Source organism: Mycobacterium toneyamaense (assembly GCF_055384815.1).
In genome coordinates this window covers 4,231,336-4,243,579 of sequence record NZ_AP040333.1, presented here as the reverse complement: position 1 = coordinate 4,243,579, position 12,244 = coordinate 4,231,336, and the positions used below count along the sequence as shown (strand labels likewise).

The following is a 12,244-nucleotide window of genomic DNA, read 5'->3' as shown; positions in this document are numbered from 1 at the left end:
ACGATTAAATAGCGTGGTCATGTGCGGTTGACCGGTTTCAGTGACGTCGGGCTGCGGATCTTGATCCGGCTGGCCGCCGAAGACGGCCGGCAGCGGATTTCGACGCGGCAGATCGCCGAGGACATGCAGATCTCCTACACGCACGCGACCAAAGCGTGTGCGCACCTGGCGGCGTCCGGGTGGCTGGACGCCGACCGCGGTCGCGGCGGCGGGCTTGCCCTCACCGCGGCCGGTCGCACCGCCCGTCTGGGCGACGTGGTGCGGTCACTGGAAGACGATGGTGACACCGAGCTGGTCGACTGCAGTGGGCTGGATTGCCCACTGCAGTCGGCATGCCGGCTCCGCGCGGCGTTGGCGCAGGCCAAAGCGGCGTTCTACGCGTCGCTGAACACCACCACGGTCGCCGACCTTGCGCAGCCGCCGACGAGGAACCTGCTCATCAGCCTCGGCGCACTGGCCGCGCAGATCGATTCCCGCACCGATTGAACCGAGTGGCCCGCCGGATCGTGGTACCCGTACACCGCTGCGCAAGGGGATCACGATGCAACTGTCCGCACGCCTGCCCACTGCTCTCGCCGCGACCGCCGTCGCCATGGCCGTCATCGCACCGGCGCCGCCCGCCCCGCCCGCCTCCGGCCATGCTTCGCCGCCGGCCGTGACGAGGGAAATCCGTTTGGCCGCAACAGTTCCGCCGGGCGGGCTGATCACCAGCTTCGTGAAGAACCAGGGGATCTACTGCTCCATCATCTGCCCGCTGCTGGCGCAGACCGTCACGACCGGTGTCACCACGACGCTGCAGGAGCCGGGGGTGTTCCTCTCCGCGTTGGCGGCGAACGGACCGCTCAAGGCTCTCGGCATCGCCGCGGCATCGATGACGGGACCCACGGCCGCCGCCATGGACAAGGCGATCGATGCCGACGCCGCCATTCCGGCGAAGCGGGCACTCAACGCTTTCGAAGTCGGCGTGGTGGGTCTGCTCAACATTCCTCCCGCGATCCCCGCCGGTCCGGGCGCGGTGCTCGACGCGTTCCAGCAGTTCCGCCAGCAGACCTACGACGCGCTCAACGCGCCCGTCGTCCGGAACCCGGAGCCGACGGTCATGCCGCGCGGCGTGTTCCAGGTCGCGGTGATCGGAGTCATCAATGTGGTTGCGGCCGTGATCTTCCCGGGCTTGAACTTCTTCCTTGCCGGCGCGTTCCATGTACCTGATGCGGTGGCTCAGGAACTGGCGAACAGCGGCAATCCGCTGCGCGCGTTCATGGCGGGCGTCCAGACCGCAGGTGGCGTGGTGACCAACGCCGCGAACGTCGTCGCGAACACCATCGTCACCGAGGCGAACAAGGTCCGCGCAGCTGCCATGCAGCCCGGTGCCTTCACCCCGGTGGCGGCGCCGAAGCCCGTGACGACGTCGGCCGTCACACCCGAGGTCACCATCGCCCAGACGCCGCCGAAGAAGCCGAAGAAAACGCCGCCGTCGCAGTCATCGGGGCAGTTCCCCAACCCGTTGGCCGGGCTCGCCAACGGTCTGACGAAAGCGACGAAGGCACTGACGCCAAAGCCCGATCCCAAGTCGAAGCCGGACGCCAAGGCTGGTCTTCAGCCCAGCGACCGCGGCGCCCAAACCGGACTGCCGTCGCGCCCCGCCTTGCGCGCCAACCGGTGATTGCGCCCCCGCAGCAGCCGTAATTGCAAGAGCGATTCGGTCCAGAACGCCCAGCGCGGAGGCGACGTCCAGGTCGCGTCGAACAGTTTCTTGGTGGCGGCCAGCGCGTCGGGGGACCGCTCGATCAGCTGGGCGGCCAGCTCCTCGGCGGCCAGCAGCGGGTCGTCGGCGACGGCGGTGACCAGTCCGTAGCCCAGGGCATCGGTCCCGGAAAACACCTCGGCGGTCATGGTGAGCCGCTTGGCCACATCCATCGGCAGGAGCTCGCGCAGAGTCACCGACCCGGTCATGTCCGGGATCAGGCCCCAGCGGGCCTCCATGACCGACAGCTTGCAGTCCGGCGTCGCGATTCGGAAGTCCGCGGCCAGGGCCACCTGCAGGCCGCCGCCGTAGCAGTGGCCGTGTACGGCCGCGATCACCGGAACCGGCAACTCGCGCCAAGCCCAGCAGGCCTGTTGGAACAGGTTGGTCTTCTGCCCCGGGAACTTGCCGAAGTTGCGCACGGCGCTCAATCCCTGCAACTTCGCTCCGGCGAAGTCCAGCCCGGTGCAGAACGCCCGCCCGTCGCCACGCAGAATCACGACGCGTACAGAACGGTCGCGAGCCAATCGATCGGGGACCGTGGCGAGCGCTTCCAGCATCGGCAGGTCCAGGCTGTTCATCTTGTCGGCCCGGTTGAGCGTCGCGTAGGCGATGCCATCTCGAACTTCGACGGTGATCCGATCCATTGCCATGGGGGCAGGATAGTGCGGCGCTGTCGCCTACCACAGCGCCGCTCGAAGCTGTGGGTATTTGGTGAAAATGCCCAAACAGCCCCACGGTCGAGGAACCCGCCCTACTGTGCAGCGGCAACGTCAACTGCGAACTTCAGCAAACCGGCGGCGCGCCAAGGCCTACCCGCGAGACAATTCATTCCGTTTCGCGAAGACTGTGTCCGAAACCGGAATCGATACGCTACTGTGATCCGCGTGACAGGCGAGGCGCGCGCGACCATGGCGGAACGCCAGCGGGCGAAACGCGCTGAGCTGGTACGCGAAGAAGTCATCGAAGCGGCATTGGCGGAGTTCGCTGAGCGGGGATATCACCAGACCTCCATCAGTCACATCGCCAAGCGACTCGGGTCCGGCCATTCGATGTTCTACCGGTACTTCGAGAACAAGCGCGACATCGTCGACCACGCCGTGCGCCAGGTAAATGCCCGGGTGCTGGCGGCCATCGGCGACTCGACGCCGGGACGCCTGACGTCCATCACCGAATTCCGTGACCATCTTCTCGGCATCGGCATGGCGTACAGCGAACTCCTCGCCGATGAACCGCGCCTGATGCAGTTGATCGTCGTGCAGGCCGCCGGCGTCGACCAGCAGATGACCGAGGAGTTCCAGCGGCTCTTCGACGACGGCGCCCGTGTGCTGGCGAACATGCTCCGGGACGGCATCAATCAGGGCTACATCCGTGCCGACGTCGACGTGCGCGCCACCGCCCAGACAATCTGCGCCATCCCCTTCGGCATCGCCCTTCGCTACGGACAGAAGCCGAGCCGCGAGGAGTTGCTCGCACAGACCATCGCAAGCAATGAACTGGTGTGCCGCGGCATCGCCACCGAGTGGCCGCAGTCCGGCCAGGAAGCGGCAGCCCGATGACCGACCAGGCACAACCAAGGGGACTGGCGAAGTGGGGCGCCATCGCCGAGGCCATCGACTGGGTCAAGCGTTATCTGCAGAACCACCCGATCGCATCGCTGAGTACCGCCGGCGGGCAGATCGTCCTCGGCCTGCGGACACTGGAGTACCTGTTCTTCGACATCGTCAAGGGCCGCTTCCAGGTGCGCGAATTCCTGGACCAGGCCGCGTTCATGGCCGGAACCGCCTTCACCCCAACGGTTCTGGTGACGATCCCGATCAGCGTGACGCTGTCGATCCAATTCGCGTTGCTCGCGGGCCAGGTCGGCGCGTCGTCCCTGTCGGGTGCGGCGACCGGGCTGGTGGTCATCCGGCAGGGCGCGCCCCTGGTGGCCTCGCTGCTGCTGGCGACGGCGGTCGGTTCGGCCGTCTGCGCGGACCTCGGATCGCGGACCATGCGTGAGGAAATCTCCGCCATGGAGGTGATGGGCGTGTCCCCGATCCAGCGCCTCGTCGTGCCGCGGCTGGTCGCCCTCGTTCTCATCGGTGTGCTGCTGACCGGCGTCACCAGCTTCGTCGGTTACCTGGCGAGCTACATGTTCAACGTCTACCTGCAGAACGGCACACCGGGCTCGTTCATCGCGACGTTCTCGTCGTTCTCCACCGTCGGTGACCTCGCCCTGGCGATGGTCAAGGCCATCGTCTTCGGCGTCATCGTGGCGGTGATCAGTTGCCACAAGGGGCTGGACACCCGCGGCGGTCCGGCCGGTGTGGCCAACTCGGTGAACGCCGCCGTGGTGGAGTCGGTGCTGCTGATGATGATCGTCAACGTGGTGATGAGCCAGCTGTACGTCATCGTGTTCCCGAAGACGTCGATCTGACATGGCGGCTCCCTCAACATTCACTCCGCAGCTGTTGCGGCCGTTCACCGCGGTCGGCAACGGACTGCTGAAGGCGGCCGGGCGCACCGGCCACATGATCGAGTTCTTCGGCAAGGTCGTGCTGGCCATCCCGACGATGTGGCTGCGCTACCGCAAGGAACTGCTGCGGCTGCTGTCCGACATCACCTGGGGCAACGGCTCCATCGTGGTGGGCGGCGGCACGCTGAACGTGGCCGGCGTGCTCGGTGTCACGGCCGGCGCGCTGGTCGCCGTCGAGGGTTACAACGCCCTGAACCTGTTGGGACTGGGGCCGGCGACGGGCCTGGTCTCGTCCTTCGCGACGACCCGAGAACTCGCGCCGGCGATGATCGCGATGGCCTTCATCGCACAGGCCGGCTGCCGGTTCACCGCACAGCTCGGCGCCATGCGGATCAATGACGAGATCGACGCGCTGGACACCCTGGGCATCAACTCGGTGGCCTACCTGGTGGCGACGCGGGTGGTGGCCTCGGTCATCGCGGTGGTCCCGTTGTTCCTCGCGGCCCTCGCCCTGGCCTACCTGTCGTGCCAGTTGGTCAGCGTGGTGGCCGGTCAGTCCACGGGTACCTATCTGCACTACTTCGGGTTGTTCCTCGAGGGCCGCGACGTGCTGTTCGCCACCGTCAAAGCGGTGATCTTCGTGTTCATCTCGTCGACCATCCAGTGCTACTACGGCTATTTCGCCTCCGGCGGCCCGGCCGGCGTCGGCGTGGCGGCCGGCCGCGCGATGCGCGGCAGTGTCACGGTCGTGATGATCGTCAACATGCTGCTCACCATGGCGCTGTGGGGCGTCATCAGCGGTGCAAGGTTCGGTGGCTGATGGGCAACTCGTTCGACCACGACCCGCGCGGTTCGACCGACCGCAAACTGGGCGTCATCGGCTTGTGCTTCGCGGTGATCGCCTCGTTCGCCGCGGTCCTCATGGTGGTGAAATCGCAAGGCAAATTGGACGATTTCGTCCGGGTGGAGCTCAAGCTCATCAACATCGGTGACGGCCTGCCGGAACGGTCCGACGTCAAGTTCCGCGGTGTCATCGTCGGCATGGTGTCGGGTGTGACGCCGTCGCAGCACGGCCAGCCGAACGTGGTGCACGTCAACATCCAGCCGCAGTTCGCCGCGCAGATCCCTGACAACGTCACCGCGCGCGTGGTGCCCGCCAACATCTTTGCGGTGTCGGCGGTGCAGCTCGTGCAGAACGGCGACGGGGCGCGGCCCATCCGTTCCGGTGACGTGGTGCTCGAGGACCAGACCTTGCCGACGGTGCTGTTCCAGAACGTGCTGGCCAAGTTGCGCCAGCTGCTCAAGGCTGTCGGCCAGTCACCGGATGCCAACAACGTCGGTGTCTTCGCGGCCATCGCCGAGGCCACCCACGGCCGTGGCCAGAAGCTCACCGATGCGGGCCACGATGTCAATGCCGTGATGCAGCAACTGAATACGGTGGTCAAGTCCGACGACACCGGCCCGACGACGTTGTCCGCCTTGAAGGCCGCGGCCGAGAGTCTGCGCACAGTGTCGCCGGACCTGTTCACCGCGCTGGACAGTTCGGTACAGCCGATGCGGACGTTCGCCGAGAAGCGCACGCAGCTGACCAATTTCCTCTCTGGTGGCCTGAACACTACGGGCACGCTGGGTGATGCGTTCGAGCACCAGAGTGACCGGATGATCCAGGTGAGCACCGGCCTGACGCCGGCACTCGGCGTGCTGGCCGACCACGCCGGTGAATTCCACGGCGTCTCAACACGATTGCAGGCGCTGGCCAACAAGGTCTACGACGAGGGCGTCAACCAGGACACCGGCCACATCGTGTGGAAGGCCGTCATCTCGATGAACCCGTCGCGCCAGTACACCCGGGCGGACTGCCCGCGGTACGGCGCGATGGAGGGGCCGAGTTGCAAGACCGCACCCGAAACCCCGACCGCGCCCGACCTCAAGCCCGGCCTGGAATCGATGGGGATGGCAACCCCACCGTGGGTGACCGAGAACCGTCCCAACATTGCGCCGCCGCGCTTTTCGGTTCCGATCGTGCCGGAGTTCCCCGGCCCGCCGGACCCGAACGCGCCACCCGCACCGCAGGCGGCACCGGCGCCCGGGCCGCAGGCCACGCCCGTGCCCCCGGGCCCGCCGTTGCCGGCCGAAGCCGGCGCACCCGCACCTGGCGGCCAGGTGCAGCAGCAGTCCGCGCCCCTCTACGGCGGCACCGTGGGGCCGGTCGGCAGCCCGAGTGAGAAGGACCAGTTGAGCCAGATCGTCGGTGGCCCGGCCACTTCCGCCACGCAGTTGCTGCTTGGCCCGGTGGCCCGCGGACAGGACGTGCAGGTCACCCCGATCCCGGAGGGGCAGCCATGAAGTTGAAGCGCAGCACCGTCGTGTTCCTGACGCTGTTCCTGGTCTTCTCCGTGGCCGTCACGTGGATGGTCTTCGCCACCTTGCAGCGCAACGTCGCCGGGCCCACCTCGAGCTATTCGGCGATCTTCAGCGACGTTTCGGGATTGGCCGAAGGCGACGACGTCCGAGTGGCCGGGGTGCGCGTCGGCCGGGTCGACAAGATCGAGCTGACGCCGGACAACCAGGCCAAGGTCTCGTTCCAGGTGCGCAGCAATCAGACGTTGTACACCAACACGCTGGCCTCGGTGACCTACCAGAACATCATCGGTCAGCGGTACCTGGGCTTGAGTCAGGGTGAGGGCGACAAACGCAAACTGGCTGTCGGAGCGCAGATTCCGGAGAGCCGGACCAATCCGTCGTTCGACATCTCCTACATGCTCAACGGTTTCGAGCCGCTGTTCACCGAGCTCGACCCGCAGCAGGTGGACAACCTGACCAACGCCATCATCACGGCGTTCCAGGGCAACCAGGGGTCGCTGCTGACGCTGACGACCCAGGCGTCGGTGCTGACGCAGACGCTCGCGGGTCCCGATGCGGCCCTGGGGGATTTGATCGCGAACCTGGACCGGTTGATGACGACGTTGGCCGCGCAGAGCGCCAATCTGGAGACGATGCTGCACGAAACCTCGGTGTCGATCGCCGCCCTGAACGGCCGGCGCGACGAGCTGGTCTCCTCGGTGGGGTCGATCACTGCCAACGTCACGCGACTCTCGGCGATCGTCAACGCGATCACCCCGCAGATGCAGCAGTTCATCGACCGCGAGCCGGGTTTCCTGAAGTACAGCGTGACCGACGGCAAGGCCCGCCTGGGGTATGCGTTGGCCAATGTGCCGTTGCTGCTCAAGGGACTTGCCCGCGCGGGCCAGGAGGGTACCTACATCGACGTCTACGTCTGCGACCTCGATTTCGGCCTGTGGCGCGGCTTGCTCAACTGGTTCCGCCGGTTCGTCGTCGCGGCCACGCCAGGTAACGGCAACGAGACCTGGCACACGGCGGTGTGCCGATGAGCAGCCTGTTCGGTGGTCCGCTGCGCCCGGCGAGCATCCCGGGTGGGCGCAAGCGAGTCCTGGAGGACTACAACAAGTTCTGGCTCGGTGTGATCGGCTTGACGGTCATCGTCGTGATGGTCGCCGCCGTGGTGCTGGTCAGCATCCTGGACGTCGGCAAGAAGCAGTACACCGCCGAGTTCGCTCAGGCCGCCGCGATCAAATCCGGAAACGCCGTCACCATCGCGGGCATCAACGTCGGGGAGGTGCAGAACGTCGAGCTGGCCGGTGACCACGTGGTGGTGACGTTCAAAGCCGACAAGAACGTCCGGCTGGGCACAGAAACACGTGCGGCCATCAAACTCACGACCATCTTGGGTTCGCGGTACCTGGAGATCAGCCCGGCGGGCGCGGGCCACCTCGCCGGCAACACAATCAAGGTTGAGTCATACCGAGGTGCCGTACGACCTGCAGAAGACGCTCGAGGGTGCGACCAGCACGCTGTCGCCGCTCGATGCGGACAAGATCGCCGAGTCGGTGCGCGTGATGAGTGGCAGCCTGCAGGGTGTGCCCGACGCCCTGCCGGAGGCGCTCACCAACCTGAACTCGCTGGCCGGGGTCATCCAGTCCCGCCGTGACCAGCTCGGCACCTTGATCACCAACGCCGACACCATCGCTGCGTTGTTGCATCGGCAGAAGGCCGACCTCGGCGCACTTGTGCTGCAGGGCAACCAGATTCTCGGCGAGATCACCACCCGGCGGGCCGCGATGCAGCGGTTGTTCGACGGGGTGACGCTGCTGGCCGACCGGGCCCACACATTGCTGGCCAACGAGCCGCAACTGGACGCCTTGATCACCAACCTGCACGAATTCGCCAAGCTGCTCGCCGATCACGACGCACTGGTCCGCAGCATCCTGCAGGTCGCACCGGTCACTGCGCGCAACATCGCCAACCTCACGGGTAGCGGCAACGGTGCCGACATCACCCTGCCCGCCGGCATCATGGTGGATTCCTGGATGTGCGCGATCAGCGGCCGGGCCCGCCAGTTCAACATCGTCGAATACTTCAAGGACTGCAAATGAGTAAGCGCGCCTTGATGATCGGTGCGATCGCCGTAATCGCGATCGTCGCGCTGGTGACGACCGCGGCCGCCGTGGCGCCGCGCATGTGGCAGCGCAACATCACCGTGACAGCGCATTTCCAGGACGCCGTCGGGTTGTATCCCGGCAACGCGGTGTCGGTGCTCGGCATGCAGGTGGGCAAGGTCGACTCGGTGGTGAACAAGGGTGGCTACATCGAGGTCACCATGGACATCGACAAGAAGATCCCGATCCCCAGCGACGTCACGGCGGCCACCGTCTCCGCCTCGATCCTCACCGACCGGCACGTCGAGCTGACCCCGCCCTACCGTGGTGGGAACAAGCTGCGGGACGGCGATCTGATCGCGTTGGGCCACACCAGGACTCCCGTTGAGTTCGACAAGACGCTGTCGATGATCGACAAACTGGGCACCGCCCTGAAGGGCAACCCGCAGGGCGGTGGGCCACTGGGCGATCTGGTGGACCTGGGTTCCCGGATCAGCTCCGAGAACAGCACCCAGATCAAGTCGACGCTGACCAAGTTGTCGGAGGCCCTCAAGGTCGGACCCGACGGTGGAGCCAAGACCGAGAAGAATCTGCAGGAGATCATTCGCAGTGTCTCGGACCTGACCCAATCTGCGGCCGAAAACGACGACGCCGTGCGCAGATTCGGCAGCAACGTTCATCAACTGAGCGACATCCTCGCCGACCAGAATCTCGGGTCGGGGCGCACAGGCGCCAAGGCCAACGAGATCCTCGAAGAGGTCAGCGGGCTGCTGGAGCGTCACCGTGACCAGCTCAAGGGCGCGTTCGCCGACTTGGACCCGGTAATGCGGTCCCTCTCGGACAACAAGCGCGAGTTGGAAGAGACGCTGGACGTCCTGCCACTGACCCTGGACAACGTCTACAACGTGCTGGACCCGGTGGGTGGCAGCATCCGTGGCCACCTGCTGACCGACAAGTTGTTGGCGTACAACCAGCTGAACAAGGAACTCTGCAACCTGATGGGCCTCAAGCAATTGGGTTGTGCGACCGGCACATTGCAGGACTACGGTCCGGACTTCGGCTTGACGTCGATGATGGACCTGATGGCCAACGGTATCGGCCCGTCGGGTCAGGGTGAGCCGCCGAAGCCCGGCGCATCGGCCCCGGCTGCACCCGCCCCGGCTGCGCCCGCTCCGGGAGGGCCGACGCGATGAGCGTGAAATCGGTTGTGCGAGGGGCGCGCTGGGCCGGCGTTCTCGGCGGCGTCCTGCTGATGACGGGCTGCGCCGCGGGCCTGGACAGCGTGCCGTTGCCGTCCCCCGGATCCAGAGGCGGAACCTACGACCTCAATGCGGTGTTCACCGACGCGCTGAACCTGCCGTCGAAGGCGAAGGTGCGGCTGTACGGCGCGGACATCGGTGAGGTCACGTCGATCGAGGCCGTGGACTTCACTGCCAAGGTGTCCATGCGGATCCGTCGCGATGTACCGCTGCCGGTGGGCAGCACCGCCGAATTGCGTTCGGCCACACCGCTGGGCGACGTCTTCCTCCAGATTCGTCCGCCGGACGACAAGGCAGACAGCGGAGCGTTGCTGCGCAACGGCGACACCATCCCGTTGGGGGCCACGGCCGCGGCCCCGACGGTCGAGGAACTCCTCAACTCGCTGGCGATGCTCGTCAACGGCGGCGCCATCCGCGCCCTGACCACCGATGTCAACGGCGCCGGCCGCGTGGTCGGCGGGCGCGGCGAGAAGCTGGCCGGGCTGATCTCGGAGACCAACCAGTTCCTGGCGAAGATGACGGCGCGGACAGCGCAACTGGATGCGACGCTGCGCAGCACGTCGAACATGGCGGCCGAGGTCGCCCGGCATCAGCAGAGCATCGACACCGCGCTGGCCGCCGGCGCCCCCGCGCTGGCGGTCATCTCCGACATCACCACGCGGATCATGGACGTGGTGGACAACGTCGGTCGAATCACGCGGCAGCTGTCCAAGTTCCCGTCGATGCAGGGCACCGACACCCGCAGTGTCGCTGCCGATGTGAACAAGCTGTCGGCGGTGTTCAACGAGATCGCCATGGACCCGAACATCTCGCTGACCGCCTTCAACCGGCTGATCGGCATCCTGGTCAAGGCCACCAGTTCCACCGCCGTGCACGTGCAGGCGGAGATCTCGAAGATCGCGATCGGTGCACTGCCCGACAAGAACTACGCGGGTGACCCGGGCATCCACGGACCCGACGGCACCGACTGGCACCTGATGATCGGCAGCCTGCGCTACGAATGGAACATGCTGCTCGGCCGCATCTACGGATCGGACCGAACCCGATGAACGCGCTGAACAGCCTGGTGGCGTTCGTCATTCGCATCGTGAAGGCGGTGGCGAGCCGCAAGGTGGTGCTCGCGCTGTTCGGCTTGCTGGCCACTGCCGTGATCGCTTTCGGCTACATCGCCATCGACGGTCTGCGGTTCAACCCGTTCCACCGGACCATCGCCATCCGGATCATGCTGCCGGAATCCGGTGGGCTGCTGGCCAATCAGGATGTCACGTTGCGCGGCATCCCGATCGGTCACGTTGCGGCGGTCAACCTCACCAAGAACGGTGTCGAGGCGGTGGCCTCCGTCGACTCGTCTGCCCACATCCCGACCGACAGCCCGGTGCGGGTTTCCGGCTTGTCGGCGGCGGGGGAGCAGTACCTGGACTTCCGGCCGGAGCACGGCGGCGGCCCGTATCTCACTGACGGTGCGGTGATCTCCGGCAAGCAGGCCAGCATCCCGGTGACCCTGCCGCACATCATCGACCACAGCCGCGGTGCGCTGGCGCAGCTCGATGCCGACAAGCTCGGCAAGATGTTCAACGAGTTGCACGTCACCAAGGACGGCCCACGCAAGCTTGCCGCGATCCTGGACGGCGCGAGTTTGTTGGCCAACACCGTGGATTCGGTGTTGCCGGAGACCGTGAGCATGATTCGTACCACGCGCGTCGTGTTCAGCACTGTCGCCGATGTGCGTCCGGGCCTGGCCGCCACCACGAACGATCTGACCAAGGTGCTCGACGGTGTGAACAAGATGGACGGCGGTTTCCGCACCCTGGTCGAGCGCGGTGAGCCGCAGTTGGCGACGCTGGACAACCTGATCGCCGACAACCGGCAGAACGTGGTGCAGATCCTCGGCAACCTGTCGACGACCTCGCAGGTGATCTATCAACGCATTCCGGGCCTCGAGTACATCTGGCGGCCCGACCGGGATCCGTTCATCGACCGGTTCGCGTCCGTCGTTCACGATGGCGGTGTCTGGGCGATCGTTGACATCTACCCCAAGTACCGATGCGACTACAACCTGCCGCGGCACCCGCCGTCGGACGCGAGTTTCCCCGAGCCGTACAAGTACACCTACTGTGAGGATCAGGATCCATCGCTGTTGGTCCGCGGTGCGCGCAACGCGCCACGGCCTCCGGGTGACGACACTGCCGGTCCGCCGCCGGGCTACGACCCCCACGCGGTGACCGACAAGACGCCGCACTACCCGGGCTACACGATCGACACCCCGTACGGGGGTCCGTCGTACCCGATCCCGATGCCGAACTGACGGTCCACGAGACACGCGAGA

General features: G+C 66.3%; 12 protein-coding genes and 1 pseudogene. 12 read left to right on the top strand and 1 reads right to left on the bottom strand.

Translation table 11 applies throughout. From position 1 onward, the window contains the following. Window positions 1-21 precede the first annotated feature (21 nt). Entirely contained in the window at window positions 22-486 is a 465-nt protein-coding gene (locus tag ACZ5IQ_RS20440) for an RrF2 family transcriptional regulator (RefSeq protein ID WP_409430177.1), read from the top strand. A 55-nt stretch (window positions 487-541) separates the two neighbouring features. After that, window positions 542-1,663, top strand: coding sequence for a hypothetical protein (locus ACZ5IQ_RS20435; RefSeq protein ID WP_409430176.1), 1,122 nt, complete (start codon window positions 542-544; stop codon window positions 1,661-1,663). Here the strand turns inward: ACZ5IQ_RS20435 and ACZ5IQ_RS20430 are convergent. Continuing rightward, window positions 1,597-2,391 (bottom strand): crotonase/enoyl-CoA hydratase family protein, encoded by a 795-nt coding sequence (locus ACZ5IQ_RS20430; RefSeq protein ID WP_133426955.1) that lies wholly within the window; start codon window positions 2,389-2,391, stop codon window positions 1,597-1,599. The two genes, ACZ5IQ_RS20435 and ACZ5IQ_RS20430, sit on opposite strands and share 67 nt — an antisense overlap. A 264-nt stretch (window positions 2,392-2,655) precedes the next feature. Here ACZ5IQ_RS20430 and ACZ5IQ_RS20425 point away from each other — a divergent pair, with 264 nt between their 5' ends. The 10 genes and pseudogenes from ACZ5IQ_RS20425 to ACZ5IQ_RS20380 all read left to right on the top strand — a co-directional run bounded on the left by ACZ5IQ_RS20425 (window position 2,656) and on the right by ACZ5IQ_RS20380 (window position 12,223). Beyond that, window positions 2,656-3,303 (top strand): TetR family transcriptional regulator, encoded by a 648-nt coding sequence (locus ACZ5IQ_RS20425; RefSeq protein ID WP_163693257.1) that lies wholly within the window; start codon window positions 2,656-2,658, stop codon window positions 3,301-3,303. Continuing rightward, entirely contained in the window at window positions 3,300-4,163 is an 864-nt protein-coding gene (locus tag ACZ5IQ_RS20420; RefSeq protein ID WP_110783998.1) for an MlaE family ABC transporter permease, read from the top strand. Before ACZ5IQ_RS20425 ends, ACZ5IQ_RS20420 begins: the two co-directional genes overlap by 4 nt. A 1-nt stretch (window position 4,164) precedes the next feature. Continuing rightward, window positions 4,165-5,022, top strand: coding sequence for an MlaE family ABC transporter permease (locus ACZ5IQ_RS20415; RefSeq protein WP_138250000.1), 858 nt, complete (start codon window positions 4,165-4,167; stop codon window positions 5,020-5,022). After that, complete coding sequence (locus ACZ5IQ_RS20410) at window positions 5,022-6,548, top strand: MlaD family protein (protein WP_064859928.1); 1,527 nt, start codon at window positions 5,022-5,024, stop codon at window positions 6,546-6,548. Before ACZ5IQ_RS20415 ends, ACZ5IQ_RS20410 begins: the two co-directional genes overlap by 1 nt. Beyond that, window positions 6,545-7,594 (top strand): MlaD family protein, encoded by a 1,050-nt coding sequence (locus tag ACZ5IQ_RS20405; protein ID WP_064859927.1) that lies wholly within the window; start codon window positions 6,545-6,547, stop codon window positions 7,592-7,594. Before ACZ5IQ_RS20410 ends, ACZ5IQ_RS20405 begins: the two co-directional genes overlap by 4 nt. Beyond that, window positions 7,591-7,917, top strand: a pseudogene (locus ACZ5IQ_RS20400) (MlaD family protein); the annotation flags it as partial. The gene ACZ5IQ_RS20405 and the pseudogene ACZ5IQ_RS20400, both read left to right, overlap by 4 nt. 97 nt (window positions 7,918-8,014) lie before the next feature. Next, on the top strand, window positions 8,015-8,656 hold the full coding sequence (locus tag ACZ5IQ_RS20395) for an MCE family protein (protein WP_409430175.1): 642 nt from the start codon (window positions 8,015-8,017) through the stop codon (window positions 8,654-8,656). Continuing rightward, window positions 8,653-9,852, top strand: a complete 1,200-nt coding sequence (locus tag ACZ5IQ_RS20390; RefSeq protein ID WP_409430174.1) for an MCE family protein — start codon at window positions 8,653-8,655, stop codon at window positions 9,850-9,852. Before ACZ5IQ_RS20395 ends, ACZ5IQ_RS20390 begins: the two co-directional genes overlap by 4 nt. Beyond that, entirely contained in the window at window positions 9,849-10,967 is a 1,119-nt protein-coding gene (locus ACZ5IQ_RS20385) for an MlaD family protein (protein ID WP_409430173.1), read from the top strand. The genes ACZ5IQ_RS20390 and ACZ5IQ_RS20385 overlap by 4 nt, the downstream gene beginning before the upstream one ends. Then, window positions 10,919-12,223 carry an MlaD family protein gene (locus ACZ5IQ_RS20380; RefSeq protein ID WP_409430172.1) on the top strand — a complete coding sequence of 435 codons (1,305 nt, stop codon included), beginning with the start codon at window positions 10,919-10,921 and terminating at the stop codon, window positions 12,221-12,223. The genes ACZ5IQ_RS20385 and ACZ5IQ_RS20380 overlap by 49 nt, the downstream gene beginning before the upstream one ends. The last annotated feature ends 21 nt before the right edge of the window (window positions 12,224-12,244 follow it).